26 protein-coding genes are annotated in these 26500 nt (G+C 62.0%); 13 read left to right on the top strand and 13 right to left on the bottom strand.

What is annotated here, in order from left to right:
- Nucleotides 1-210 precede the first annotated feature (210 nt).
- A complete protein-coding gene (locus CAF73_RS26295; protein WP_085704807.1) occupies nt 211-885 on the top strand; it encodes a DNA-3-methyladenine glycosylase I in 675 nt (224 codons plus the stop codon).
- A gap of 129 nt (nt 886-1014) precedes the next feature.
- Here the strand turns inward: CAF73_RS26295 and CAF73_RS26290 are convergent, their stop codons facing one another.
- From CAF73_RS26290 to arsC, 3 genes are read right to left on the bottom strand one after another with little or no spacing between them, the layout of a single operon-like run.
- Entirely contained in the window at nt 1015-1440 is a 426-nt protein-coding gene (locus CAF73_RS26290) for a DUF2069 domain-containing protein (RefSeq protein WP_085704805.1), read from the bottom strand.
- 1 nt (nt 1441) lies between these two features.
- The gene (gene wrbA / locus CAF73_RS26285) at nt 1442-2038 is read right to left on the bottom strand and encodes an NAD(P)H:quinone oxidoreductase (RefSeq protein ID WP_085683574.1); all 597 of its coding nucleotides are present in this window, start codon (nt 2036-2038) and stop codon (nt 1442-1444) included.
- Nucleotides 2035-2388, bottom strand: a complete 354-nt coding sequence (gene arsC, locus CAF73_RS26280; RefSeq protein WP_085704803.1) for an arsenate reductase (glutaredoxin) — start codon at nt 2386-2388, stop codon at nt 2035-2037. Before arsC ends, wrbA begins: the two co-directional genes overlap by 4 nt.
- Before the next feature lie 114 nt (nt 2389-2502).
- Here arsC and CAF73_RS26275 point away from each other — a divergent pair, with 114 nt between their 5' ends.
- On the top strand, nt 2503-2970 hold the full coding sequence (locus CAF73_RS26275; protein WP_085704801.1) for a TlpA disulfide reductase family protein: 468 nt from the start codon (nt 2503-2505) through the stop codon (nt 2968-2970).
- A 156-nt stretch (nt 2971-3126) separates the two neighbouring features.
- On the opposite strand, the gene CAF73_RS26270 is transcribed toward CAF73_RS26275, so the two are convergent.
- Both CAF73_RS26270 and CAF73_RS26265 read right to left on the bottom strand, forming a co-directional pair.
- Nucleotides 3127-3531, bottom strand: a complete 405-nt coding sequence (locus CAF73_RS26270; RefSeq protein WP_039772881.1) for an META domain-containing protein — start codon at nt 3529-3531, stop codon at nt 3127-3129.
- Nucleotides 3531-3965 (bottom strand): hypothetical protein, encoded by a 435-nt coding sequence (locus CAF73_RS26265; protein ID WP_085704799.1) that lies wholly within the window; start codon nt 3963-3965, stop codon nt 3531-3533. The genes CAF73_RS26270 and CAF73_RS26265 overlap by 1 nt, the downstream gene beginning before the upstream one ends.
- A 133-nt stretch (nt 3966-4098) precedes the next feature.
- On the opposite strand from CAF73_RS26265, the gene CAF73_RS26260 reads away from it, so the two are divergent.
- Entirely contained in the window at nt 4099-4539 is a 441-nt protein-coding gene (locus tag CAF73_RS26260) for a hypothetical protein (protein ID WP_085704797.1), read from the top strand.
- Between the two features lie 10 nt (nt 4540-4549).
- On the opposite strand, the gene CAF73_RS26255 is transcribed toward CAF73_RS26260, so the two are convergent.
- On the bottom strand, nt 4550-5539 hold the full coding sequence (locus tag CAF73_RS26255; protein ID WP_085704795.1) for a 2-hydroxyacid dehydrogenase: 990 nt from the start codon (nt 5537-5539) through the stop codon (nt 4550-4552).
- Between the two features lie 83 nt (nt 5540-5622).
- Nucleotides 5623-8376, bottom strand: coding sequence for a response regulator (locus CAF73_RS26250; RefSeq protein WP_085697232.1), 2754 nt, complete (start codon nt 8374-8376; stop codon nt 5623-5625).
- 216 nt (nt 8377-8592) lie between these two features.
- On the opposite strand from CAF73_RS26250, the gene CAF73_RS26245 reads away from it, so the two are divergent.
- The 7 genes from CAF73_RS26245 to CAF73_RS26215 all read left to right on the top strand — a co-directional run bounded on the left by CAF73_RS26245 (nt 8593) and on the right by CAF73_RS26215 (nt 16895).
- Entirely contained in the window at nt 8593-9315 is a 723-nt protein-coding gene (locus CAF73_RS26245; RefSeq protein ID WP_085704793.1) for a response regulator transcription factor, read from the top strand.
- Nucleotides 9302-10726, top strand: coding sequence for a sensor histidine kinase (locus tag CAF73_RS26240; protein ID WP_085704791.1), 1425 nt, complete (start codon nt 9302-9304; stop codon nt 10724-10726). The genes CAF73_RS26245 and CAF73_RS26240 overlap by 14 nt, the downstream gene beginning before the upstream one ends.
- Before the next feature lie 141 nt (nt 10727-10867).
- Nucleotides 10868-11770: a cysteine synthase CysM gene (gene cysM / locus CAF73_RS26235; RefSeq protein ID WP_085704789.1), complete on the top strand. Its 903-nt coding sequence runs from the start codon at nt 10868-10870 to the stop codon at nt 11768-11770.
- The gene (rlmD, locus tag CAF73_RS26230; RefSeq protein ID WP_085704787.1) at nt 11770-13155 is read left to right on the top strand and encodes a 23S rRNA (uracil(1939)-C(5))-methyltransferase RlmD; all 1386 of its coding nucleotides are present in this window, start codon (nt 11770-11772) and stop codon (nt 13153-13155) included. Before cysM ends, rlmD begins: the two co-directional genes overlap by 1 nt.
- Before the next feature lie 88 nt (nt 13156-13243).
- Nucleotides 13244-15487 (top strand): GTP diphosphokinase, encoded by a 2244-nt coding sequence (gene relA / locus CAF73_RS26225; protein ID WP_085697041.1) that lies wholly within the window; start codon nt 13244-13246, stop codon nt 15485-15487.
- Nucleotides 15488-15492: 5 nt separating this feature from the next.
- On the top strand, nt 15493-16326 hold the full coding sequence (mazG, locus tag CAF73_RS26220) for a nucleoside triphosphate pyrophosphohydrolase (protein WP_085704815.1): 834 nt from the start codon (nt 15493-15495) through the stop codon (nt 16324-16326).
- A 26-nt stretch (nt 16327-16352) separates the two neighbouring features.
- Nucleotides 16353-16895 carry a DUF2058 domain-containing protein gene (locus CAF73_RS26215; RefSeq protein ID WP_085704785.1) on the top strand — a complete coding sequence of 181 codons (543 nt, stop codon included), beginning with the start codon at nt 16353-16355 and terminating at the stop codon, nt 16893-16895.
- A gap of 97 nt (nt 16896-16992) precedes the next feature.
- Here the strand turns inward: CAF73_RS26215 and CAF73_RS26210 are convergent, their stop codons facing one another.
- From CAF73_RS26210 to CAF73_RS26185, 6 genes are all read right to left on the bottom strand, one after another.
- Complete coding sequence (locus CAF73_RS26210) at nt 16993-17181, bottom strand: hypothetical protein (protein ID WP_007957795.1); 189 nt, start codon at nt 17179-17181, stop codon at nt 16993-16995.
- Nucleotides 17182-17457: 276 nt separating this feature from the next.
- The gene (gene fabB, locus CAF73_RS26205) at nt 17458-18678 is read right to left on the bottom strand and encodes a beta-ketoacyl-ACP synthase I (RefSeq protein WP_085697039.1); all 1221 of its coding nucleotides are present in this window, start codon (nt 18676-18678) and stop codon (nt 17458-17460) included.
- Between the two features lie 11 nt (nt 18679-18689).
- Entirely contained in the window at nt 18690-19205 is a 516-nt protein-coding gene (gene fabA, locus CAF73_RS26200; protein WP_085697038.1) for a 3-hydroxyacyl-[acyl-carrier-protein] dehydratase FabA, read from the bottom strand.
- A gap of 247 nt (nt 19206-19452) precedes the next feature.
- Nucleotides 19453-21354, bottom strand: coding sequence for an ATP-binding protein (locus CAF73_RS26195; protein WP_085697037.1), 1902 nt, complete (start codon nt 21352-21354; stop codon nt 19453-19455).
- A complete protein-coding gene (locus tag CAF73_RS26190; RefSeq protein WP_085704783.1) occupies nt 21351-22283 on the bottom strand; it encodes an ABC transporter substrate-binding protein in 933 nt (310 codons plus the stop codon). The genes CAF73_RS26195 and CAF73_RS26190 overlap by 4 nt, the downstream gene beginning before the upstream one ends.
- Nucleotides 22284-24407: a TonB-dependent siderophore receptor gene (locus tag CAF73_RS26185; RefSeq protein ID WP_085704781.1), complete on the bottom strand. Its 2124-nt coding sequence runs from the start codon at nt 24405-24407 to the stop codon at nt 22284-22286.
- A gap of 196 nt (nt 24408-24603) precedes the next feature.
- Here CAF73_RS26185 and CAF73_RS26180 point away from each other — a divergent pair, with 196 nt between their 5' ends.
- From CAF73_RS26180 to sixA, 3 genes are read left to right on the top strand one after another with little or no spacing between them, the layout of a single operon-like run.
- Nucleotides 24604-25629: an NAD(P)H-dependent glycerol-3-phosphate dehydrogenase gene (locus CAF73_RS26180; protein ID WP_085697034.1), complete on the top strand. Its 1026-nt coding sequence runs from the start codon at nt 24604-24606 to the stop codon at nt 25627-25629.
- A gap of 18 nt (nt 25630-25647) precedes the next feature.
- Entirely contained in the window at nt 25648-25995 is a 348-nt protein-coding gene (locus CAF73_RS26175) for a DUF4389 domain-containing protein (protein WP_085697033.1), read from the top strand.
- Nucleotides 25992-26444, top strand: a complete 453-nt coding sequence (gene sixA / locus CAF73_RS26170; RefSeq protein WP_085697032.1) for a phosphohistidine phosphatase SixA — start codon at nt 25992-25994, stop codon at nt 26442-26444. The genes CAF73_RS26175 and sixA overlap by 4 nt, the downstream gene beginning before the upstream one ends.
- The last annotated feature ends 56 nt before the right edge of the window (nt 26445-26500 follow it).

Below are 26500 nucleotides of genomic sequence, written 5' to 3'. Positions count from 1 at the left end.
GAAATCTCCCACGGATCTGTACTGCGCCAACAGTCAGAATCGAGCCTTGTCCCTCCTCCTCCCTTCAAGTACCAGCATACAAGCGAGCTTGCTCGCGAAAGCGTCGTGTCAGCCGGCATCAACACTGGATGACACACCGCAATCGTCGGATCGCCACCCGGAACAAGCTCGCTCCCACATTGGTTTTTCGTTTCATCAAAAGGAGAGGGCATGCGCGACTACAAGTGGCTGCACGAATACTGTCTGAACCGCTTCGGTTCGGCGGCTGAACTGGAAGCCCATCTGCCTGTTCCCAAGACCCCGGCGCAACTGCGCAAGATCAGCGACGACCGCTATCTCTCGACCATGGCCCTGCGGGTGTTCCGCGCCGGGCTCAAGCACAGCCTGGTGGACGCCAAATGGCCGGCCTTCGAAGAAGTGTTCTTCAAGTTCGACCCTGAAAAAGTCGTGCTGATGAGCGCCGAACACCTTGAGCGCTTGATGCAGGACGCGCGGATCATCCGCCACCTGGGCAAACTCAAAAGCGTGCCGCGCAATGCGCAGTTCATTCTGGACGTCGAGAAAGAGAAGGGCAGTTTCGGTGCGTTGCTCGCCGACTGGCCGGTGACCGACATCGTCGGTTTGTGGACGTACCTGAAAAAGCATGGCAGTCAATTGGGCGGCCTGTCGGCGCCACGCTTCTTGCGGATGGTCGGCAAGGATACCTTCGTGCCGAGCTACGACGTTGTGGCGGCGTTGAACGCACAGAAGATCGTCGACAAGGTGCCGAGCAGTCTGCGGGATCTGGCGACGGTGCAGAACGCATTCAACCAGTGGCATGAAGAGAGCGGTGGACGGCCGATGAGCCAGATTTCGATGATGCTGGCGTACACCGTCAATCATTGAGTTCAAAGCGATCGTTCCCACGCTCCGCGTGGGAATGCATAAAGAGACGCTCCGCGTCTCAGGGACGCAGAGCGTCCCGGGCGGCATTCCCACGCAGAGCGTGGGAACGATCTCGGAGATAGCGGTCTGTCAGGCGACGGAAACTTCGCCTTCGCCCGCCAGTTTGCGATTCAACTGATACCGCCACCGCACAAACAGCAACGCCGAGCAGAACACCGCCAGACTGGCGATCATCTCCAGCACGCCGAACAACTGCCGGCTCGGGTCATACGCCGCCAATGCGCCCTTGATGAAATACAGATTCACCACAAAGCACATCCACGAGTGCCCGCGTGCGCTGCCCATGATCATGCCCGGTGCAAGCACGATCCACGGGATCAGCTCGATCAGCAGAATCACCCACGGCCGCGCGCCGTGCAGGTCGGCGAACACCAGGTAATACGCGGCGAGCAGTCCGGCCAGGGCGAAAAAGCACAGCAGACTGATCACCCGCATTGCTCGCACCCGTGGCTCCAGCCACTCGACGGCCGGCAGGACTTTCGGCTTTCTGGCCATCTCAGTTCCCCAGTTTCTGGGCCGTTTTGGCCAGACGTGCACCGAGGGCGCGGCACAGCGCCACTTCGTGTTGATCGAGACCACTTTTGCCATCGGCCCCGGCGTGATGGCTGGCGCCGTAAGGCGTGCCGCCGCCCTGGGTTTCCAGCAGCGCCGATTCGCTGTAGGGCAGGCCGGTGATCAGCATGCCGTGGTGCAGCAGCGGCAGCATCATCGACAGCAGAGTGGTTTCCTGCCCGCCGTGCAGGCTGGCTGTGGACGTGAACACCCCGGCCGGTTTGCCGACCAGCGCGCCGGTCAGCCACAGGTTGCTGGTGCCATCGAGGAAATACTTGAGCGGCGCGGCCATGTTGCCGAAACGGGTCGGGCTGCCGAGGGCCAGGCCGGCACAGTTTTTCAGGTCATCCAGCGTGGCGTACAGCGCGCCTTCATCCGGAATGTCCGGCGACACCGCTTCGCACTCGGTGGAGATCGCCGGCACGGTGCGCAGGCGCGCTTCGAGGCCGGCCTGTTCGACGCCACGGGCGATTTGCCGGGCCATCTCGTTGGTCGAGCCGCTGCGGCTGTAATAGAGAACCAGAATGTACGGCGCACTCACGGCAGCAGCTCCAGGATCTGCTCCGGTGGACGGCCGATGACGGCTTTGTCGCCGGCTTCAAGAATCGGTCGCTCCATCAGCTTCGGATGTGCGGCGATCGCGTCGATCAATTGTTTCTCGGTGAGACTGGCATCGGCCAGGTTCAGGGTCTTGTATTCGTCTTCGCCGGTGCGCAGCAGTTGCCGTGCGCTGATTCCCAGCTTGCCGAGCAAGGTCTTGATCTGCGCGGCGTCGAGCGGCGTTTCGAGGTAGCGCACCACGTTCGGCGTCAGGCCACGGGCTTCGAGCAGTTCGAGCGCACCACGGGATTTCGAGCAGCGCGGGTTGTGATAAAGCGTCAGATCGGTCATGGGCGGGTCGCTTCTTGCGTAGAGTGGCGGCTATTCTAACTGTGCAGCGCGCAATCCAGAACCTTGAGAGGCGATGGGTCGCAGGCGCATTCAATTTTGCACAAGGAACACGACATGACACGGGCACTGGCAGCGGCATTGACGATCATCGGGGCGTTGATGCTCGGGGGCTGCGGTAACGACTACGGCATCGACCAGAACGGGCAGAAAGTGGCGTCCGAGCGCCTCGACAAACAATGGATCGTGCTCAACTACTGGGCCGAATGGTGCGGCCCGTGCCGCACGGAAATCCCGGAACTCAATCACCTGGCCGACGAACTCAAGGGCAAGAAGATCGGCGTGTTCGGGGTCAATTTCGACAACGTGCAGGGTGAAGAGCTGAAGAGTGCCAGCGAAAAACTGGGCATCAAGTTCACCGTACTGGCGCAGGATCCATCGGAACTGTTCGAACTGCCGCGCAGTGAAGCCTTGCCGGTGACTTACATCATCGACAACAAGGGCAAGGTGCGGGAGCAGTTGATGGGCGAGCAGACGGCGGCGGGAGTGATGGCGAAGCTTGAGGCGTTGCAGGCGACCAACTGATTCGCCTTGGCTGATCGTCGCTGATCGTTCCCGCGCTCCGCGGGGGAATGCATCCCGTGACGCTCTGCGTCACAGCGGACGCGGAGCGTCCTGGGCGGCGTTACCCACGCAGAGCGTGGGAACGATCAAATGCTGCGCGTGGGAATGGTCGAAGGATCAGCCTTCTTCCAGCCACCAGCGCAACGGCTTGCCTTCAGCCGGCCAGAAGCGCATCTGCTCGATCGGCGAAATGTCCCAGCGCTCCACGTGCTCCAGCGCCTGGAGGAAGCGCTGCTCCTGCTCCATCAGCGCCGGTGCGCAGAGTTTGCGGGTCTTGCCGATCTTGCCGAAGCTCAGCTTGTCGCCTTCCAGGGTGTACGGCGCGAACCAATGGTTGCAGCCGCCATTGCCATACGCCCGACCATCATCGCCGAGGGTCACGGTCAGGTGGCTGTAGTCCATCAGCGGACGCTCGCCGATCCATTCAAGAATGTAGCTGCGGTTCTGTTGCAGTTGCACAGGCTCCGCGGCGCAACCCATCAGGCCGGCGCCGACAACGGCGGTCAGGGCCAGGTGTTTCATCACGCCGGCTCCTGGCAGTTCGGGCACAGGTGCTTGTCGCCGACGGCTTTCCAGCCCAGTTCCGCGATGCGTGCGGTGGCGGCCGGTTTTTCCGCAGGCTTGCCCAACTTGGCGTCCACGGCGAATTCGAAGCTCAATTCCTTGGCGCAGCTGTCGCAGTTGACCTGCCAGGTGTGGATCGCCAGTTCACCGAACACCGGGCCGGTGGTCATGGCAGTCCATTGGCCTGGCGGATTGATCAGGTGGCGGACGGTGTCGACGGTCAGGCGCATGGACAAGTCCTTGCTGCCTTTGAGGGTCACGACCAGCACGTCGCCGATGCGAATCGAGCCACCGTTGCCGGTGACCTGATAACGGCCCGGAACCAGGGCGCGGCATTCGGTGAGGGTGTGTTGCGGGTTCATCAGGGTGTAGCGAAAATCGTGTTCGACCATGGGTCCTCCAAATATGCGCGACATGCTAGCACGGGCTTGATTGCAGAATGATGCGCGCGTGCGACCTTCGATCCGGTTCAAATCGACACCGCAGTCGTGGCAAACTGCCGCCTTCATTTTCAAGGAACGGAACATGGCGCTGATCGAATGTTATGAATGCAAGCGGAGCATCAGCTCCGAAGCCACGGCGTGCATTCATTGCGGGGCTCCGCAGGCAGAGGCGCAGGCTCCTCACGCCGAAAAGGGCAAGTCGACGATTTCCTTTGGCAGCCTGCCGCGCAACAAGGCGGTGCCCGAGGCCTACGTTCCGCCACCGGCCCCCGAGCGGCCGAAGATAATGCCGGCTGCTGCAGGCCGCCGCCGTCGTTCGCAGCCGGTCGAGGCGGGGCTGAACCCGGACGGTTCGCGCCCGGTGGAAGGCTGGTTGAAGATCATGGCGTTCCTGATGCCGCTGGTGTTTGTCTGGTTCCTGCTGCGCAGCGGGCACTCCCTCAAACAACGTTTACTGGGGTTCGGCTGGCTGGCGCTGTTGATCCTGTGCGTGGCGATTACCCCGACGCCGCCTCCGGTCTGAGTCCGATCGCTCAGCCTTCGACCTGGTTCAGCGGCGTACCCGCCGCCCAGGTCGCGATGTTGTGCAGAGTGGTCGCGGCAATCGCGCCCAGCGCCTCATGGGTCAAAAACGCCTGATGTGCGGTGACGATCACATTGGGGAACGTCAGTAGCCGCGCCAACACGTCGTCCTGTAGCGGCAGGTCGGAACGGTCCTCGAAAAACAGCTGCGCTTCCTCTTCGTACACATCCAGTCCCAGATAACCGAGCTGGCCGTCCTTCAAGGCGTCGATCAGCGCCGGCGTGTCCACCAGACCGCCGCGCCCGGTGTTGATCAACATCGCCCCCGGTTGCATGTGCGCCAGCGAATCGCGGTTGATCAGGTGTTTGCTCTGTTCGTTGAGCGGGCAGTGCAGGCTGATGATCCGCGACTGCGCCAGCAGGTCCGGCAGGCTCAGGTAACGGGCGCCCAACGCTTCGACGTCAGGGTTCGGATAAGGATCGTAGGCCAGCAATTCGCAGCCGAAGCCGTGCATGATCTTCGCGAAGGTCGCGCCGATCTGTCCGGTGCCGACGATGCCGACCGTTTTGCCCACCAGATCGAAACCGGTGAGCCCGTGCAGGCTGAAGTCACCTTCACGGGTGCGGTTGTAGGCGCGATGCAGGCGCCGGTTGAGGGCGAGGATCAATGCCACCGCATGCTCTGCCACCGCGTGGGGCGAGTAGGCCGGCACGCGCACGACGGCCAGCCCGAGGCGTTTGGCGACGGCCAGGTCCACATGGTTGTAGCCGGCCGAGCGCAAGGCGATCAGGCGTGTGCCGCCGGCAGCCAGGCGTTCCAGCACCGGCGCACTCAGGTCATCGTTGATGAACGCGCAGACCACCTCGTGATGTTCGGCCAGCGCCGCCGTGTCGACACTGAGCCGCGCCGGCTGAAAGTGCAGTTCGATACCGGCCGGACAGTCGGCGGCGAGGAAGCTGTCGCGGTCATAGGTCTGGCTGCTGAAAACGATCGTGCGCATGAAATCCTCCTGGAGCATCGACGCGGGCGCAAATCACCCGCGACAACTTTAGCCGCGTCGGCGTTGACCGGCATTGCCGTGGATCAGGCGCTGATCTTCGCCTGGGCCGCCAGACGATTGATCGCCCGTTCCAGCTCGTCCAGCGCGGTCGAGGCCTTGGGATCCTGCTGCTTGAGCAGGGTTTCGCTGCGTTGGCAGGCGGCGCGCAATTGCGGCACGCCGCAGTAACGGGTGGCGCCATGCAGGCGGTGTACCCGTTCAAGCAGGCCGTTCTGGTCCTGATTGTCGCGGGCGGTGCGGATGGCTTCGCGGTCGGCCTCGAGTGAGGCCAGCAGCATTGCCAGCATGTCCGCTGCCAGATCGGCCTTGCCGGCAGCCAGACGCAGGCCTTCTTCGTGATCGAGAATCGGCAGTTCCTGATTACCCAGCAGACTTTCGCCACCACGGTCCGGCGCCTGATTACGCAATGCCAGGCCGGTCCACTTCAGCACGACCTGCGCCAGTTGCCGCTCGCTGATCGGCTTGGTCAGGTAGTCGTCCATGCCGCTTTGCAGCAGCGCACGTTTTTCATTGGCCATGGCGTGGGCGGTGAGGGCAACGATCGGCAGCGGCGTGCAGTGCCGCTCGCTTTCCCACTGGCGAATCGTCTCGGTGCTCTGGCGTCCGTCCATGCCGGGCATCTGCACGTCCATCAGCACCAGATCGAAGGTTTCGTTCTGCACCGCCTTGACTGCGGCGTAACCGCTTTCCACGGCCAGCACCTTGGCACCCATGTCTTCGAGCAGTGTTTGCACCAGCAACAGGTTGGCCGGGTTGTCGTCGACGCACAGCACTTTCGGCGCACGGCTCGACAACGGTTCGCCCGGTTCGCTGCGCGGCTGGCGCGGGTTGACCATGTCCGACAACGCCCGGCGCAGTTTGCGGGTGCAGGCCGGTTTCGACTGCAGCTGGCTGTGAGGGTTGGGCACCGAAAGGTGATACAGCGTCAGTTCGGTGGTCGGGCACAACACCAGCACTCGACAACCGAGGTGTTCAAGGTCCCAGATGTGCTGGTTGAGGCGTTCCGGCGGCATGTCGTTGCTGGTGATGCCGAGCACTGCCAGATCGATGGACTGATCGGTCTGATGGGCACCGGTGACGCCATTGGTCAGGCTTTCCAGCGTATTGAATGGCGTGACGTCGAGGCCGCAATCCTCCAATTGATGCTGCAAGGCCTGACGCGCCAGTTCATGGTTTTCCAGTACCGCCACCCGACGCCCGAGCAATGGCGCGACGGGCAGGTCTTCGGCGTCGTCGCGGGTCTTGGGCAGGTTCAGGCTGATCCAGAACTCCGAGCCTTCGCCCGGCGTGCTGTCGACGCCGATTTCGCCGCCCATTTGCTCGATCAGGCGTTTGGAAATCACCAGCCCCAGACCGGTGCCGCCAGGTTGGCGCGACAGGGAGTTGTCGGCCTGGCTGAAGGCCTGAAACAGTGCGCGTACGTCCTGGCTCGACAGACCGATGCCGGTGTCCTGAATACTGATGCGCAGTTGCACGCTGTCGTCGTTTTCTTCTTCGAGCATGGCACGGGCGACGATGGTGCCTTCGCGGGTGAACTTGATCGCGTTGCTCACAAGGTTGGTCAGGATCTGCTTGAGGCGCAGCGGATCGCCGACCAGCGACAACGGCGTGTCGCGGTACACCAGACTCACCAGTTCCAGCTGCTTGGCGTGGGCCGCAGGGGCGAGGATGGTCAGGGTGTCCTGCAACAGGTCGCGCAGGTTGAACGGGATATGGTCGAGCACCAGTTTGCCGGCCTCGATCTTCGAGAAATCGAGGATCTCGTTGATGATCCCCAGCAGGCTGTCGGCGGACTTTTCGATGGTGCCCAGATAGTCGAGCTGGCGCGGGGTCAGCTCGCTTTTCTGCAACAGGTGGGTGAAACCGAGAATGCCGTTGAGCGGCGTGCGGATCTCGTGGCTCATGTTGGCGAGGAATTCGGATTTGATCCGGCTCGCTTCCAGTGCTTCCTTGCGGGCCAGGTCCAGCTCGATGTTCTGGATCTCGATGGTTTCCAGGTTCTGGCGTACGTCTTCGGTGGCCTGATCGACGCTGTGCTGCAATTCTTCGCGAGCGTTTTGCAAGGTGCCGGCCATGCGGTTGATGCCGGACGCCAGTTCATCCAGTTCCTGACTGCCCAGCGGCGGCAGGCGGGTTTCCAGGTGACCGTCCTTGAGCTGCGCGACGGCCTGTTTGATCTGGCTCAGCGGGCGGTTGATCGTGCGGCCCATGCGCAAAGCCAGTAACGCGGTGCCGGCCAGACCCGCGCCGATCAGCAGCAGGCTGGCGAACAGGCTTCGATAGCCGCGCAGTAACATGCCGTTGTGCGACAGCTCCAGTTCGACCCAGCCGAGCAGTCGGTCGGACTCTTCCGGGATCAGCTCGCCGGCGAGGTTGCGGTGTTTGCCGAAGACCGGCAGCAGATAGCGGGTGGCGTCGTTGCCGCTGCGTCGCAGCAAGTGCGCGCTGTCGCCGCTCGGCGCCTGGTTGAGCATGGTCGGGCCGGCGTGGGCGAGGGGAGAGCGGTCGGGCGCGAGGAAGGTCACGGCGCGCACGTCCGGTTGTTCGAGGGACTGGGTGGCGATGCGCTCGAGCAGTTCGGCATCGCCGTGGCCCATGGCCGGTGCGACCAGCGGCGCCAGTTGCTCGGCGATCATTTCGCCGCGCTGCATCAGTTGGGTCTGCAGGTCGGACTGCTGCGTCCAGGTGAAATACCCGCCCAGCACCAGTGCCATCAGGCTGGTCGGCAACAGGGTCAGCAACAATACGCGACCTTTGATTCCCAGTTTCTTGAGCACGCCTTTCTCCTGCATCCCGCTGATCGTTGACTCACACGTGCGTCCGGCACGCGGTATCGGCGCAGTGTAGCGATTTGCTTGCGGGCAATCTTGGGAAAAATGATGTCGCCGTCCTTCGCTCAAGCAGTGGTCATCTGTCCGACAGGTCAAGCTTGGGTTGCCGGGCGCCGGGCAATCTTGAATAATCGCCCAACTGAGAATTATTTGCAGATAGTCATGACTCCTGTCTCTATTGGCCAGCCCCGCATTCTTTCCATCGAAGACGATCCCGTTCTCGGTGCCTATGTCCATGAGCATCTGGGCCGCAGCGGCTTTCAGGTCACCTGGTGCCAGAACGGCAGCGAAGGCCTGAGCATCGCCCGGCGTCAGCCGTTCGATGTGGTGTTGATGGATATTCTGTTGCCGGGGCTCGACGGATTGAATGTCCTGACCCAGCTGCGCCAGAGCCATTCCACCCCGGTGCTGCTGATGTCAGCCCTCGGTGCCGAAGCCGACCGCATCAGCGGATTCCGCCTCGGTGCCGACGACTATCTGCCCAAACCCTTCAGCATGGCCGAGCTGCATGTGCGGATCGAAGCGATTCTGCGCCGGGTCGCCCTCGACCGTCGCCCGGCGGCCATGGCTCCGGTGGTGCCGGTCGGCGGGCTGCGTTTCGACGATGAACAGTGCGAGGTGTTCTATCTCGATCAGCCCGCCGGACTGACCCGCAGCGAATACCGCCTGCTGGAAACCCTCGACCGCAACGACGAGGAAGTGCTGAGCAAGGCCTTCCTTTACCAGCACGTTCTTCAGCGCGGTTACGCAGCCCACGACCGCAGCCTCGACATGCACATCAGCCAGATCCGCCGCAAACTCAAATCGGTCGGTTACACCGAGCGGGAAGTGCGCACGGTGTGGGGCAAGGGTTACGTCCTGAGTGCCGTCGATGAAAGTGTCTGACCTGCCGGGCCGGCACTCGCTGTTCTGGAAACTCGCCTGCCTGCTGGTGGCGTTCTGTCTGCTGATGATCTGGCTGAGCTGGTCCTGGGGCTGGTACATGGAGCAGCGCAATCAGTTCCTCTCCGACGACGCCCGTCGCACCCTGAGCGGTTATGCCGCCGAGGCCGAGCGCGCGTGGCAGCAGGGCGAGCGCGATGGCATCGATAGCTGGCTGCAAGGCATGCAGCTGCGCGAAGCCGGTTGGGTCGGCGTGATCGGCAGCAATCTGCAGTCGCTGGGCAGCCAGCCGTTGAGCGCTCAAGAACTTCAGCGCCTGACCTTCCTGCGAGGCCTTGACTGGCCGATTCATAAAAAGGGCCGACCGTGGCTGCGGGTTCCGTTCCCCATGGATCCGACTGCCGGCAGCCTGGTGATCGAGTTGCCCGAGCGATTCCTGCCGGGGAAATACCGGGTGTTCTGGCGGGTCATGACCAACGGTGTGATTCCCGGCCTGTTTACGCTGCTGCTGTGCGTCGGTCTGTATCGTCTGCTGGTGGTGCCGCTGAACAATCTGCGCGAGCAGGCCAAGGCGTGGCGCGCCGATCAACTGAATGTGCGGCTGTCGAGCGGTATCACCCAGCGCCCCGATGAACTCGGTGAACTGGCCCGCGCCTTCGACTCGATGTCCGAACGCCTGCAATCCACCGTGGCCCTGCAACAGCAACTGCTGCGCGACCTGTCCCACGAACTGCGTACCCCCCTGAGCCGGCTGCGCGTCGCCAGCGAAAGCGAGCAGCAGCTGCAACCGTTGCGCGAGCGCATCGGTCGCGAAGTCGACGTGATGCAGCGTCTGGTCGAGGACACCCTGCAATTGGCCTGGCTCGACACCGAGCGCGCGCCGCTGCCGGACGAAGCGATCCAGATTCAGGCGCTGTGGGAAATGCTCACGGAAAATGCCTGCTACGAAAGCTGCTGGCCAGTGGGGCAGTTGCAGTGCGGCGTTGACGCTTGCTGCTGGGTGCGCGGCAATCTCAACAGCCTGGCCCAGGCTCTTGAAAACATTCTGCGCAATGCGATTCGCCATTCGCCACCCGGCGGCATCGTGCGGCTCGACGGCCGGCGGGATGGCGATTACTGGCACCTGTGGCTGGAGGACGAGGGCGGCGGCGTGGCCGAAGCTGATCTTGAGCGAATCTTCTCGCCGTTCATCCGACTCGACGGCTCGCGGCCGGGGGACGACGGGTTTGGTCTGGGACTGAGCATCGCGAGGAACGCGGTGCAACGCCAGGGCGGAACCCTGTGGGCCGAGAACGGCCCATCGGGATTACGCTTGAATCTGCGGCTGATGGCGGATGACAGTGCTGTCAGTCCCGACATCGTTGCTGGCAAGCCAGCTCCCACCATGGACATGGCCCGCCCGCCGATTGTGTGAGCGGCACAGGAAAGTCTCACCACTGGCGAGACTTTTAATGCTTATTCCAAGAAACCATAAGCACCACACTTTGCGTGATATGGCACGCGCAGGTTTGCCGGTATGATAGGCGCCCCCGCTGTCCGGATTGCGAAAAACGCCATGACCTTGCAGTACCCAACCATCGCCGATTGCGTCGGCAACACGCCGCTGGTGCGTTTACAGCGCCTGCCCGGTGTCACCAGCAACACCCTTTTGCTCAAGCTCGAAGGGAACAACCCGGCGGGTTCGGTAAAGGATCGTCCGGCATTGTCGATGATCACCCGTGCCGAGTTGCGCGGGCAGATCCATGAAGGCGATACGCTGATCGAAGCGACCTCGGGCAACACCGGGATTGCCCTGGCGATGGCCGCTGCGATCAAGGGTTACAAGATGATCCTGATCATGCCGGACAACTCCAGCGCCGAGCGTAAAGCGGCGATGACCGCTTACGGCGCAGAGCTGATTCTGGTCAGTCAGGAAGAGGGCATGGAAGGCGCTCGCGATCTCGCCCAGCGGATGGAAGCCGAAGGCCGTGGCAAGGTGCTGGATCAGTTCGCCAACGGCGACAATCCTGAAGCGCACTACACCACCACCGGCCCGGAAATCTGGCGTCAGACCCAGGGCTCCATCACCCATTTCGTCAGCTCCATGGGCACCACCGGCACCATCATGGGCGTGTCGCGCTACCTCAAGGAGCAGAACGACAACGTACAGATCGTCGGCCTGCAACCAATGGAAGGCTCGGCCATTCCCGGCATCCGCCGCTGGCCGCAGGAATACCTGCCGAAGATCTATCAGGCCGAGCGCGTCGACCGTATCGTCGACATGGCGCAAAGCGAAGCCGAGGACGTCACCCGTCGTCTGGCCCGTGAAGAAGGCATTTTCTGTGGCGTGTCCTCGGGCGGTGCGGTAGCAGCGATGTTGCGCCTGTCCAGGGAAGTTGAAAACGCGGTGATCGTCGCGATCATCTGCGACCGTGGCGACCGTTACCTGTCGACCGGCATTTTCGACGCACCCAACTGATGGCCAGGCATGAGAGAGGCCTGCGCTTTCAGCCCACCGGCGGCAGCAAGGCCCCGCAAATCCCGACCGGCAAAAAGCAGCGCCTGAGCATCGAGCGCCTGGCCAATGACGGTCGCGGCATCGCGTTTTTCGAAGGCAAAACCTGGTTCGTCCTCGGCGCCCTCGCCGGTGAAGAGGTCGAAGCGCGGGTGCTCGGCGCCCACGGCAAAGTGGTCGAGGCGCGCACCGAACGCGTGTTCAGTGCCAGTGAATTGCGTCGTCCTGCACCTTGCCAGCACGCCGGACGCTGCGGCGGTTGCAGCGTCCAGCATCTGCCCCATAACGAACAGCTTGCCCTCAAACAGCGCATGCTCGCCGAGCAGTTGTCGCGAGTCGCCGGTGCCGAACCGGAGGAGTGGGCGGCGCCGTTGACCGGTCCCGAATTCGGCTACCGTCGCCGTGCCCGGATCGCCGTGCGCTGGGACAGCAAGGCCAAAAAGCTTGAAGTCGGTTTCCGTGCCGCCGGCAGCCAGGACATCGTCGCGATCAGCGAATGCCCGGTGCTGGTACAGCCCTTGCAGCCGATCATGACCCGCTTGCCGGAGATGCTTCGTCGCCTGAGCAAACCTCAGGCGCTGGGGCATGTCGAATTGTTCAGTGGCTCGTCACTGGCCGTTCTGCTGCGTCACATGGCGCCGCTGTCCGACGCCGACCTGACGATCCTCAAGGATTTCTGCGCATTCCACGAAGCGCAACTCTGGCTGCATGGCGAAGGCGAACCGCAGCCGGTGGATGAGGCACAGTCGCTCGGCTATCGCCTGGAGCAATGGGACCTGCAACTGACCTACCGGCCGGGGGATTTCATTCAGGTCAATGCCGGTGTCAACGAGAGCATGGTCGCCCAGGCGCTGGACTGGTTGAAACCGACAGGCGATGAACGCGTGCTCGATCTGTTTTGCGGTTTGGGCAATTTCGCTTTGCCGCTGGCGAAAGCCGCGTGTGAAGTGGTGGCGGTCGAAGGCGTGCAGACGATGGTCGATCGCGCGGCGGCAAATGCCGCTAGCAACAATTTGCATAACACAAAGTTTTTTCAGGCCGATTTATCCCAGCCTTTGACCGATGCTCAGTGGATCGGAAACGGCTTTTCTGCGGTACTCTTGGACCCACCGCGCGACGGTGCTTTCGAGGTGGTGCGCAAGCTGGCGACCCTGGGCGCCAAACGGCTGGTGTACGTGTCGTGCAACCCTGCAACTCTGGCGCGCGATACGATCGAATTGATCAAGCAGGGCTACCGGTTAAAACGTGCCGGGATTCTCGATATGTTTCCTCAGACGGCGCATGTCGAGGCCATGGCGTTATTTGAAGCGAGCCAGGATGGCTCGTCTGATCCGACTGGTCGTCCGTAGCGCTCGTATTGGCCCCGCGAGCGCGAACGGGCATTGAAGGTCAGTGATTTGACGCATTGAATCTGCGTCGTAGGGAAGGTAAAGCAAGATGGTACAGGTGAGAGCACACCAGCCGATCAACACTGACGGCAGTATCAATCTCGAGGCTTGGCTCGATCATGCGGTCAGTGTCGATCTGGCACTGGATCGCGAAGCCTTGAAAGAGGCCTGCGAGTACGCTCGCCAGGCCGAGCAACAGTCCAATGCGGCGAAGAATCTCTGGGCCGAAGGCAGCGGCAGTTTCAGCACGGGCCTTGAGATCGCGGAAATTCTCGCCGACCTCAAGCTTGATCAGGATTCGCTGGTCGCGGCGGTGCTTTACCGTGGCGTGCGCGAAGGCCAGATCGAGCTGTCGGCGGTCAGCCAGCGCTTCGGCCCGGTGGTCGCCAAGCTGATCGACGGCGTGCAGCGGATGGCCGCAATCAGCGCCAGTCTCAGCCCGCGCCAGTCGATGGTGATGGGCACCCAGGGTCAGGTGGAAAACCTGCGCAAGATGCTGGTGGCGATGGTCGACGACGTGCGCGTCGCGCTGATCAAGCTCGCCGAACGTACCTGCGCGATCCGCGCGGTGAAAACCGCCGACGACGAAAAACGTAACCGGGTCGCCCGGGAAGTGTTCGACATCTATGCGCCGCTCGCGCATCGACTCGGCATCGGTCATATCAAATGGGAACTGGAGGACTTGTCCTTCCGTTACCTGGAACCCGATCAATACAAACAGATCGCCAAGCTGCTGCACGAACGGCGGCTGGATCGTGAGCGTTTCATCTCTGACGTGATGACCCAGCTCAAGGACGAATTGCAGGCCACCGGCGTCGAAGCCGACATCAGCGGCCGGGCGAAACACATCTATTCGATCTGGCGCAAAATGCAGCGCAAGGGTCTGGAATTCAGCCAGATCTACGACGTGCGTGCGGTCCGCGTGCTGGTGCCGGAAATGCGCGACTGCTACACCGCGCTCGGCATCGTCCACACCCTGTGGCGGCACATCCCGAAAGAGTTCGACGACTACATCGCCAACCCGAAAGAAAACGGCTACCGCTCGCTGCACACGGCGGTGATCGGCCCGGAAGGCAAGGTGCTGGAAGTCCAGATCCGGACCCATTCGATGCACGAAGAGGCCGAACTCGGCGTCTGCGCGCACTGGCGCTACAAGGGCACCGACGTCAAGTCCGGCTCGAACCATTACGAAGAGAAAATCTCCTGGCTGCGTCAGGTCCTCGAGTGGCACGAAGAGCTGGGCGACATCGGTGGTCTGGCCGAACAGTTGCGGGTCGATATCGAGCCGGATCGGGTCTACATCTTCACCCCCGACGGTCACGCCATCGACCTGCCGAAAGGCGCGACGCCGCTGGACTTCGCCTACCGCGTGCACACCGAAATCGGTCACAACTGCCGTGGCGCGAAGATCAACGGGCGCATCGTGCCGCTCAACTACAGCCTGCAGACCGGCGAGCAGGTCGAGATCATCACCAGCAAGCACGGTACGCCGAGCCGCGACTGGCTGAACCCGAACCTCGGTTACGTCACCACGTCGCGGGCGCGGGCGAAGATCGTGCACTGGTTCAAGTTGCAGGCACGCGATCAGAACGTCGCGGCGGGCAAGACCCTGCTCGAGCGCGAGCTCAATCGTCTTGGCCTGCCGGCGGTGGATTTCGACAAGCTGGCCGACAAGGCCAACATGAAAACCGCCGAAGACATGTTCGCCGCCCTCGGGGCCGGCGACCTGCGTCTGGCGCAACTGGTCAATCTGGCACAGCAACTGGTCGAGCCGGAACGCGGCAACGAACAGCTGGAACTGATTCCACGCAAGGCCACCGGCTACAAACCGGGCAAGCGCGGCGACATTCAGATCCAGGGTGTCGGCAACCTGATGACCCAGATGGCCGGCTGCTGCCAGCCGTTGCCGGGCGATGCGATCGTCGGCTACATCACCCAGGGCCGTGGCGTGAGCATTCACCGTCAGGACTGCGCCTCGGTGCTGCAACTGGCCGGGCGCGAGCCGGAGCGGATCATCCAGGTCAGCTGGGGGCCGGTGCCGGTGCTCACCTATCCGGTGGACATCGTCATCCGCGCCTACGACCGTTCCGGTCTGCTGCGTGACGTTTCGCAGGTGCTGCTCAACGAGCGGATCAACGTGCTGGCGGTCAACACCCGCTCGAACAAGGAGGACAACACCGCGCTGATGTCCCTGACCATCGAGATTCCGGGGCTGGACGCGCTGGGACGGCTGCTGGGGCGGATTTCCCAGTTGCCGAACATCATCGAAACGCGGCGTAACCGGACTCCATGAAACCGATCTACAGCCTTGAAGACCTGTTGCACCTGATGAACCGGCTGCGGGATCCGCAGTACGGTTGCCCGTGGGACATCAAGCAGACTTACGCGACCATCGTCCCGCATACCCTTGAAGAGGCCTACGAAGTCGCTGACGCCATCGAGCGCGGCGACTTCGACCACTTGCAGGGCGAGTTGGGCGATCTGCTGTTTCAGGTGGTGTATTACAGCCAGCTGGCGCGGGAAGAGGGGCGGTTCGAATTCGCCGGCGTGGTTGACAGCATCACCCGCAAGTTGATTCGTCGTCACCCGCACGTATTCCCCACCGGTGACCTGTATGCGCCGCTGGATGTGCCACGTCTGAGCGAAGAGCAGGTCAAGCAGCGCTGGGAGGAGATCAAGGCCGAAGAGCGCGCCGAGAAATCCGCCGAGCCGCAGCAACTGTCACTGCTCGACGATGTGCCGGCCGCGTTGCCGGCGTTGTCCCGCTCGGCCAAGTTGCAGAAGCGCGCAGGGCAGGTCGGTTTCGACTGGCCGGATGCGTTGCCGGTGCTGGACAAGGTCCGTGAAGAGCTTGATGAAGTGCTCGAAGCCATGTCCGAGAATGACCCGCAAGCGGTGGCCGACGAGATCGGCGACCTGCTGTTTTCCGTGGTCAATCTGGCCCGGCATCTGAAGGTCGATCCGGAAACCGCATTGCGTGGCGCCAACGCCAAGTTCGAGCGACGTTTCCGTTTTATCGAACAGGCATTGCGCGACACCCACCGACCCATGGAAGATTGCACCCTCGAAGAGTTGGACGCCCTGTGGGGCGAAGCCAAACGTCAGGAAAAGAATTTGCCCAGCTGCGGCTGAGCCGTTGCCCAAGTGAGTAAGCATCAATGAGCCTTTCCCTTCGCGACCAGTTGCTCAAGGCAGGTCTGGTCAACCAAAAGCAGGCCAAGCAGGTCAGCAAGGAAAAACAGAAGCAACAGCGCCTGGCCCACAAAGGTCAGATCGAGCTGGACGATTCCCAGCAGCGCGCAGCCCAGGAAGCCATGGCCGAGAAGGTCAAGCGCGACCAAGAGCTGAACCGTCAGCAGCAGGAGAAGGCTGAAGCCAAGGCCCGTGCGGCGCAGGTCAAGCAGTTGATCGAAGTCTCACGTCTGCCGAAGCTGACCACCGAGGACTACTACAACTTCGTCGACGACAAGAAGGTCAAGCGCATCTCCGTCAACACGCTGATGCGCAACAAGCTCAGCAGCGGTTCGCTGGCGATCGTGCACCATGCCGGCGGCTACGAAGTGATTCCTCGTGAGGCGGCCCTGAAGATTCAGGAGCGCGATCCACAGCGCATCGTGCAGCTCAACGAGAAGGTCGAAGAGGTCAATGCCGAGGACGATCCGTACGCGGCCTATGTGATCCCGGATGATCTGATGTGGTAAGCGGGTTTCACCGGGCTGCGAAGCGCCCTTGAAGCACCCAGCAACGACAAACCCCGCTCATCGCGGGGTTTGTCGTTTTCAATGCTGTGGTTTTGATTCAGGCGGATTTCAGATCCCGCTGGCGTTCTTGCAGTTCCAGTTCGGCCTTGTAGTTGTGGGCGTCGATCTCGTTGTGGAACATGCCGACCAGCAAGTCTTGTTGGTGCACATCCCAGATCCGTACGCCGGCAGCTACGCCTTCATGGGACATGTGTGAATCGTCGCGTTCAGTTACTTTTACAGTCATCTGCTAGCTCCAATCTCTGTTATCTGCAACAAGGCGTGTGCAGGGCTCTTTTATAAAATTTGTTAGCCTGCTAAGTAAACGCCTGATTTGTGCAATCTATTTTTGCGAAATCTGCAACAGCGCTGGAGCCCGCATAAACCGCGACATTCAGTCGCAGGGCGGTAAGCTGCATGACAAACGTTTCATCTTGGCGCCGCTGAAAATGCCTTTCTCCAGGCGAAAAAAAACGCCCCGAACCAGTCGGGGCGTTTTCGTGTGCGGCTCAGCGAGAGGGAATTACTTGCCTTCCCAGCGCTTCAGCACGAGGGTGGCATTGGTGCCACCGAAGCCGAAGCTGTTGCTCATCACGGTGTTGATGGTGGCGTTCTCGCGGGTCTTGGTCAGCACCGGCAGATCGGCCACTTCAGGGTCCAGTTCGTCGATGTTGGCGGAACCGGCGATGAAGTTGCCTTCCATCATCAGCATGCAGTAGATCGCTTCGTGAACGCCGGCGGCGCCCAGGGAGTGACCCGACAGGCTCTTGGTGGAGCTGATGGCCGGGGCCTTGTCGCCGAACACTTCACGCACACCTTTCATTTCCGCGATGTCGCCGACCGGAGTCGAAGTACCGTGGGTGTTCAGGTAGTCGATCGGGGTGTCGACGGTGGACAACGCCTGCTGCATGCAGCGGATGGCGCCTTCGCCGCTCGGAGCCACCATGTCGTAGCCGTCGGACGTCGCGCCGTAGCCAACGATTTCCGCGTAGATCTTCGCGCCACGGGCCAGAGCGTGTTCCAGCTCTTCAACCACGACCATGCCGCCACCGCCGGCGATGACGAAACCGTCACGGTCGGCGTCGTAGGCGCGGGAGGCTTTTTCCGGAGTGTCGTTACGCTTGCTGGACAGGGCGCCCATTGCGTCGAACAGGAACGACTGGCTCCAGTGCTCTTCTTCACCGCCACCGGCGAACACGATGTCCTGCTTGCCCATCTGGATCTGTTCCATGGCGGTACCGATGCAGTGAGCACTGGTGGCGCAGGCAGAGGCGATGGAGTAGTTCAGGCCCTTGATCTTGAATGGCGTGGCCAGGCAAGCCGAAACGGTGCTGCTCATGGTCCGCGTTACACGGTATGGGCCGACGCGCTTGACGCCTTTCTCGCGCAGGATGTCCAGCGCTTCCATCTGGTTCAGGGTCGACGCGCCGCCGGAACCTGCGATCAGGCCGGTACGCGGGTTGGACACCTGCTCTTCGGTCAGACCGGAGTCAGCGATGGCGTCTTTCATGGCCAGATAGGCGTAAGCCGCTGCGTGGCCGACGAAGCGATAGATCTTGCGATCGATCAGCTCTTCAAGGTTGAGGTCGATGGAGCCGGAAACCTGGCTACGCAGACCCATTTCGGCGTATTCCGGGTTGAACCGGATGCCAGGGCGGCTTGCACGCAGGTTAGCGGAGACGGTCTCTTTGTCATTGCCCAGGCAAGAAACGATGCCCAGACCAGTGATAACGACGCGGCGCATGCGAATAACCCTTAGAAGTTGTCAGTGGAGGTGAATACGCCGACGCGAAGGCCTTCGGCGGTGTAGATTTCGCGACCGTCGACAGTCACCGAACCGTCGGCAATGGCCAGGTTCAGCTTGCCCTTGAGGACGCGCTTGATATGAATGTTGTAAGTAACTTTCTTGGCGGTCGGCAGGACCTGGCCGAAGAATTTCACTTCGCCCGAACCCAGCGCACGGCCACGGCCCGGCAGGCCTTGCCAGCCCAGGAAGAAACCGACCAGTTGCCACATGGCGTCCAGACCCAGGCAGCCCGGCATCACCGGATCGCCTTCGAAGTGGCACGCGAAGAACCACAGGTCAGGGTGGATATCCAGCTCGGCGACCAATTCACCTTTGCCGTACTTGCCGCCTTCTTCGCTGATCAGGGTGATGCGATCCACCATCAGCATGTTCGGGGCGGGCAGTTGCGCGTTACCTGGGCCGAACAGCTCACCGCGACTGCAGCGCAGCAGGTCTTCCCGAGTAAAGGCGTTTTGTTTGGTCATGCGAGCTCCTCAATAATCCCATGCGGCAGGTGGGGCAAATCTTCCCGGCCGATCGATGCGTTCATGCCTCGTACCGGCAGCCTACTCATAGACTATTGCGTTGTAGTGAAAGTCACAGCACCAAGGACATGAATGTACACTTGTGCACTGAAATTTTTATTCAAGCCCCTTTTGAGGCTCGTCAGGGTGCCTAAGACTGCCGCACTTTCGCTTTTCACGCCAGTCGCAGATGCTCGAAAGGGCCCAGTCACTGCACCCAGCGCTGCAGAATCTGCTGCAGATCATTGCGTTTGAATGGCTTGGCCAGGTAATCGTTCATGCCCGCCGACAGGCAGTTTTCCCGATCGCCCTGCAACGCATTGGCGGTGAGGGCGATGATGGGCACATGGCCGCAGCCGGGCAGGCGGCGGATCTGTCGGGTTGCCTCGTAACCGTCGATGAGCGGCAAGCGGCAATCCATCAGGATCGCCTCGAAACGGCTGTCGCCGGCACTGCGCACCGCCTGCACGCCGTCGGTGGCGACGCTGACGGTAAAGCCCAGGCTGCGCAACATCGCTTCGATCACCGTCTGGTTGACCGGGTTGTCCTCGACCAGCAGCACATTGCGCCCTTCGCCGTGACCGTCGCCGTTCAGCGTGCGCGGTGCCGCCAGCGCAGGGAGTGCCTGCTTATATAAAGCCAGAGGAATTTCCAGGGTGAATACCGATCCGCGACCTTCTTCACTCTGGGCGCGCAAGGTGCCGCCCATCCGCTCGGCGAGAGTGCGGGCAATCGGCAGGCCCAGGCCGGTGCCGCCATAACGACGGGAAATCGAACTGTCGGCCTGCTGGAACGCGTTGAACATCAGTTCCAGGCTCTGCGGCGAAATGCCGATGCCGCTGTCACGCACCGCGCAGGTGAACCACAGCAATTCGTGATCCAGCGACTGCCACTGCGCCTCGATGCTGACGCGCCCCTGTTCGGTGAACTTCAAGGCATTGCCGACCAGGTTGACCAGAATCTGCCGGATTCGTGTCGGATCGCCTTGTACCTGCAAGTCGCGCATGTCTTCGGGGATTCGCAGTTCCAGGGCCAGCCCGCGTTGTGCGGCGCTGTGCTGGAACGACTGGGCGCAGGCGCCGATCAGGTCGGCGAGGTTGAACGGAATGTGCTCCAGTTCCAGTTCCGAACGCTCGATGCGCGAGAAATCCAGAATGTCGTTGATCACCTTGAGCAAATGCTCGGTGGACTCGGAAGCCAGCGCCGCGTACTCGACCTGTTCCTCGGTCATTTCGGTGGTTTCGAGCAATTGCAGCATGCCCAGCACGCCGTTCATCGGGGTGCGCAGTTCATGGCTCATCATCGCCAGGAAATCCGATTTGGCGTTGTTGGCCTTTTCCGCCTCCTCGCGGGTCTGGATCAGTTGCGCCATCGCCTGATGCTGCTCGCGGCTGGCCTGTTCCAGCGCCTGGGCCAGATTGTTGATGTGTTGCGAAAGGGCGCCCAGCTCGGTGTCATCGACAATCGGCAGCGGGGTCTTGTAGTCGCCGTCCTGAATTGCCTTGACCGCATTGCCGATATCACGGATCGGCTGCGACAGGCTTCCGGCCAGTCGCCGCGCCAGAACAAACGTGAACAGCAGGGCGAACAACGCCAGAATTGCGGCCTTGAGCAAAATTTCCTGTTGGCGCTGACTGAAGGCGTCGTTGGACAGACCGACGATCACCCGGCCCAGATAATCCTCGCTGGCCACGCCGGGGCTGCTTTTGCCGTCCTGAAAGAAATCGTTGTGCAGGGCGATGCGTTGCAGCCGCACCGGCGCCTGGAACACTTCGACCTGATGCGGGCGGTTGTGCGCATCCGCCGGCTGTTCGACGTAGGCCAGAATCCGGTTGGCGCTGTCCTGCACTTCCAGAAATCGCACATTCGGCGTGGCCAGCGTGGCCTTGAGCAGGCTTTCCAGCACCTCGTTGTTGCCGGAAATCACCCCGTATTCGGTGGCGGGTGCGAGTTGGTTGGCGATCAGTTGGCCGGTGTGGTTCAGCTCCTGACGCAAATCCTGAATGCGCACGAAGGTGAAAAAGCTGATCAGCAGCAAGGTCAGCAACAGCGCAGGGCCCAGGCTGATCAACTGGGTGCGGGTGTTGATGTCCCAACGGCGGAAAATCATGGGCGGCGCTCTCCTTCGGCCAGCTCTGCGGCGACAGACGTTTCATTGATCGGTTCTATCCCTAGGGAACGAGCCACCTGCGCATTACTTGAGACTTTAAAACGCTCGGGGTAGAGCGTGCGCGGCCAGGTGGCCGGTGGCCGGTCCAGCAACTCGTCGAGGACTGCCAGCCAGTCGTTCTGATCGCTGTAGGTACTGGCCAGGCTGCCGGCACGGACGAAAGCAACATTCGGCCCGACCAGCGCCAGTTGCCGAGAGTAACTGCTGAGCAACAGGTTCTTCGCGGTTTTCGGGTTGTACAGGTCAGGGTCGTCAAGGCCCAGCAACACGTCGCTGTTTTTCAGCACAGTCTGCAAGGGGCGGCTGTCGTGGGTGTTGTCCCAGCGCTGCGGGACGATTTGCAGATTCAGCGGCTGGGCCGCCGATTGCAGCTCCTTGAGCAGGAACTCGCTGTGCTGATCGAACAGCACGCCGACGCGCCCGGCCTGGGGCAGAATCCGGCGGATCAGTTGCAACTGACGACTCAGCGGCGGATCGGCCCACAGCAGGCTCAAGTGGGGTGGCTGCATGTCGCCGAAGCGTTGCCGGGCCTGCAAGCGGCTGATGCGCAAAACCAGAGTCGCCGGGCCCTGGCTTTCCTGCATGCGCCAATCGAGGCTCGGCAAATCGAGCAGAATCAGGCGCAGGCTCGACGGCAACTTGCCCGGCGCCGGCAGGCTCGCCAGTGGCTGGAAATGCACGCGGTCGGTGGGGCGCAGTTCGCTCAGGGCCTGGACGAACGATTGCACGCCGGGGCTTTCCTCGGCGCCGGTCAGCAGAATATCGGCCGCCTGCACCGCCACGCCATGCAGCCACGCTGTCAGGAACAGACAAAGCCCGGCCAGCCATTGGCCGAGCGTTGGCATCTTCCGTGACATGGCGTAACGCATCTAGAACTCCAGCTCGGCGCTGAAATACACCACCCGGCGTTCGTCGTAATTGTTATCGACGAAGGTGGTCGGCTCATGGTCCAGGCGTTGTTGCAGCACACCGGCCAGTTGCAGTTGGGCCTTGCCCAAGGCGATGCGTTTGGCGATGCGCGTGTCGACCCGCTCGAAACGGTAACCGTTGAGCGCGTTGTCAGCATAGTAGAAGAAGGCGCTGTTCCAGCCCTGGCCCCAATCGCGCAGCCAGCCCGCCGAGCCGCTGTTGCGCGCGGTGAATTGCTGATCCAGTGGATTGCTCGCCTCGGCGTCGACGAAGGCATACGTCAGGCGCAAGCGGTCGGCCGCACTCAGGCGCCAGTCCATTTGCGTTTCGGTGCCGCGAAAGCGCGAATCGTTGGCGTTGCTGGCGATGTACTGATTGTTGCGCAGCGGCTCGCTGATCATCCCGGTGATTTCGTCGTAGAACAGCTTCACGTCCAGCGCCAGCCCCCACTCCGGGAAATAGCCGTTGTAGCCCAGTTCCCGCGAGCGCATGTGTTCCTGGTCCAGATCACCGGGGCCCCGGGTCTTGACGAAGTAGCGGGCCGAAGACTGGCCATAGGCGGCGGGCCGCAGGTTGGTCACCTGATAACTCCAGTTGACGTTGTTCTCGAACATGTCCGGCGAGCGGATGGCTTCCGAATACACCGCGCGCAGGCTGTGGCGCGGGTTGAACAGGTAGTTGACCGCAAACCGGGGCGTCAGCGAGCTGCCGATCAATTGCGTGTCTTCGAACATGGCGCCGCCCTGCAACAGCCAGTGTTCGCTGGCGCGCCATTCCAGTTGGCCGAAGGCGCGCCAAGTGGTGTCGTCGAGCGTGCCGTTGAAATAGGTCTCGGAATCGGCCCGGTCGTAACGATAGTTCAGGCCGCTGACCAGACGCAGGCTGTCGGACAGGCTGAGGGTGTCCTGCAATTCCAGGTCGTAACGCGATTCCCGGGCACTCTGGTCGATGTCGCCGCACAGGGTCTGGCGCGCGCCGTTGCGCCACTGGTCCAGCACCTGACTGGCCAGGGCCATTTCCTGCGGTGTGCCGGCGGGTGCGCCGGGGCCGGTGAACAGCGTCATGTTGCGCGCCAGGCGTTCGGTGTAGTTGGGGTTGAGTTGCCACAGCTCCGTCAATTGCGGGCTGAACGACACTTCGGCGTCACAGGCACGCCAGGTCTGCTGACGGTCCCAGTGTTGCGCAGAACCTTGCACGTAAAGGCTGTGATCGGGATTGAGGTCGAGATTCCAGCGCACCGAGCCAGCGTAGTCCTTGGCAACCACGTCGGAATTGTTCCCGGCAGCGGTAATCCCGGAGAACACCGGTCGGTAGGTATAAGGCCGCTGATTGGTCCCGTCCTTGGCATTGACCTGCCAGTCCAGGCTCTGGTTGTCGCTGAGGGTCTGGCTGACCGCGAGGCTTAAGCGGTTCAAGCGGCGGTTGTCGCGGTAATCGGCGCCGGTGCGATCGCTGTCAAAACCGTCGTCTTCCAGACCGGACAGCGACAGACGCAGATCGCCGCCATTCCAGCCGGTGCTCTGGCTGGCATAGAAGTCGTTGATGCCGCGCTGGCCGCGTGTCAGCTTCAGCCGCGTGCCGTGGCTGTCCGCCGGGTTGCGGGTGATGATGTTGACCACCGCCATCAGCGCATTGGCGCCGTAGCTGACGGTGTTCGGGCCGCGAAAGACTTCGATCCGCTCGATGTCTTCCATGGCCACCGGAATGTCGCTCCAGTCCACGGTCGCGAGTCCGGCGCGGTACACCGAGCGGCCGTCGATCAGCACCTGCATGCGGCGGGCTTCAGTGGCGTTGGTTCCGTGATAATTCACCACGGCCTGATTGCCGCTGATGCTGCCGACCATCATCCCCGGCACCAGGCGCAGCAGTTCGCTGATGTCCCGGGCGCCGCTGGCGCTGATCAGTTCGCTGTCGAGCACCGTCATGCTGCCCGGGACTTCCGCCGGCGACTGCTTCAGGCGGGTGGCGGTCAGGATCTGTGGCAAGGCCTCACTGTCGACAAACAGGTCATCCGCCAACAGCACCGGGCTGAACAGCAGCGCCAGCAGCAGGGACGAACGCGGTGAAGGGGGGCCAGAAAACACGACGCAGCCTTGATAGCAGAGAATTGGCGCGCATGTTAACCGAGGGCGACGACTTTTCCAGTCACGTTGCAGGCATTTTCCTCGGTTTTATTGGTCTTCTTCCTATAAGTGCGGGTAATTGACGCCGGGGCTGTCCGAGAGGGGGACGCTCCGTATAATGCCGGCATCGCCACTGGTATGGATTAACGGATTACATATGACTGAACAGCGCCCGATTGCGGTCCTGGGAGGCGGAAGTTTCGGTACCGCCGTGGCCAATCTGTTGGCCGAGAACGGCCATCAAGTCCGGCAGTGGATGCGTGACCCCGAGCAGGCCGAGGCCATCCGGGTCAATCGCGAGAACCCGCGTTACCTCAAAGGCATCAAGATTCTGCCCGGCGTGACCCCGGTCACCGACCTGCAGGAAACCCTCGACGCCTGCGATTTGTGTTTCGTGGCATTGCCGTCCAGCGCGCTGCGCACAGTGTTGGCGCCGCATGCCGAACGCCTGAGCGGCAAGATGCTGGTCAGCCTGACCAAAGGCATTGAAGCCCACACCTTCAAACTGATGAGCCAGATTCTCGAAGAGATCGCCCCGAAGGCGCGCATCGGCGTGCTGTCCGGGCCGAACCTGGCACGGGAAATCGCCGAGCACGCGCTGACCGCCACTGTGGTCGCCAGTGAAGACGAAGAACTGTGCAAAGCCGTGCAGGCCGCGTTGCATGGCCGTACTTTCCGCGTCTACGCCAGCGCCGACCGATTCGGCGTGGAACTGGGCGGGGCACTGAAAAACGTCTACGCGATCATCGCCGGCATGGCGGTGGCGCTGCAGATGGGCGAGAACACCAAGAGCATGCTGATCACCCGCGCCCTGGCCGAGATGACCCGGTTTGCAGTGAATCAAGGCGCCAACCCGATGACCTTCCTCGGTCTGGCCGGGGTCGGCGATCTGATCGTCACTTGCTCGTCGCCGAAAAGCCGCAACTATCAGGTCGGTTTCGCTCTCGGTCAGGGCTTGAGCCTCGACGAAGCGGTGTCGCGTCTCGGTGAAGTGGCCGAAGGGGTCAACACCCTGAAAGTGCTCAAGGCCAAGGCCCAGGAGGTTGGCGTGTACATGCCGCTGGTCGCCGGACTGCATGCAATCCTGTTCGAAGGGCGCACGCTTGAGCAGGTGATCGGTCTTCTGATGCGAGGCGAGCCGAAAACCGACGTCGACTTTATTTCCACCAGTGGTTTCAACTGATTCAGCAGGGAGCAGGGCATGAACGATCCGAAAACCGAAGCCAAATATGAATCCATCCTCCTGCGGGCGTTGTGGATGATCATCTACGTGCTGGTCTGGCAGGTAGCGCAGTTCATCCTCGGCGCGGTGGTGCTGGTGCAGTTGATCTATCGTTTGATCTATGGCGCCCCGAGCGCCAGCCTGATGAATTTCGGCGACAGCCTGAGCCAGTTTCTGGCGCAGATCGGTCGTTTCGGCAGCTTCCACAGCGACCAGAAACCCTGGCCGTTCGCCGACTGGCCGGCGCCGCGTACTCCGGAAGGTGAGGCGCCACACGTTGTCGCGCCGGCACCGCATCCGGCCCGGGATGAGGAACCCAAGCTATGAAACTCTGGGTATTGCGTCACGGTGAGGCCGAGCCCTACGGCTCACGCCCCGACTCCGAGCGGGAACTGACCGCCCACGGTCGCAAGGAAGTGTTGAGCAGCGCAGCCCGCTTGATGGGCCAGCCGCTGACCGCCATCTATGCCAGCCCGTACCTGCGGGCACAGCAGACGGCGCAACTGGTGCGCGAAGCCCTGGGCTTTGAGCCGGAGATCCGCACCGTCGAGTGGTTGACCCCGGAAGTTGACCCGGACCGCGTGGCCGAGCAACTGGTTTCGGTGAGCAACGTTTTGTTGGTCAGCCACAATCCGCTGGTGGGAAATCTGCTCAGCTACCTGCAACACGGTGCCGGCTATCCGCCGGAAAAAGTCAGCACCGCCGGGCTGGCCGAGCTCGAACACAGCGAGTTGCTGATCGGTTCGATGAAGCTGAACAGTCTTAAACATCCCTGAAATTTTTTGTACGAAATAGTCAACCAAGCACTTGCTTGGTTGACTACGCTTGCTCC

This window comes from Pseudomonas sp. B15(2017) (assembly GCF_002113215.1).
In the GTDB taxonomy this organism is placed as follows: domain Bacteria; phylum Pseudomonadota; class Gammaproteobacteria; order Pseudomonadales; family Pseudomonadaceae; genus Aquipseudomonas.
The sequence above is the reverse complement of the archived record's forward strand: the minus strand, read 5'-3'. Positions and strand labels throughout refer to the sequence as shown.